The following is a 229-nucleotide window of genomic DNA, read 5'->3' as shown; positions in this document are numbered from 1 at the left end:
TAATTACCGAAGATGGATTAAATACGGTTTTATAAAAATGTTGCGTCAAAACAGCAAGTAGAAGTACTGCTGTAAGTTGCCATTGGGTTCGTTCTCGCTAATCGAATTGGTAATAACACATGGCAAACCTTAATTACCGAAGATGGATTAAATACGGTTTTATAAAAATGTTGCGTCAAAACAGCAAGTAGAAGTACTGCTGTAAGTTGCCATTGGGTTCGTTCTCGCT

Annotated in this window: 1 protein-coding gene; it reads right to left on the bottom strand. The window is 37.1% G+C overall.

All coding sequences use genetic code 11. The features are described from left to right. Window positions 1-29: 29 nt before the first annotated feature. On the bottom strand, window positions 30-229 hold a 200-nt coding region (locus tag BHE89_RS27295), incomplete at its 5' end, for a hypothetical protein (RefSeq protein WP_171742446.1).

Source organism: Shigella sp. FC1967 (genome assembly GCF_001743005.1).
GTDB lineage: Bacteria > Pseudomonadota > Gammaproteobacteria > Enterobacterales > Enterobacteriaceae > Proteus.
This window is presented reverse-complemented; position numbering and strand designations above follow the sequence as displayed.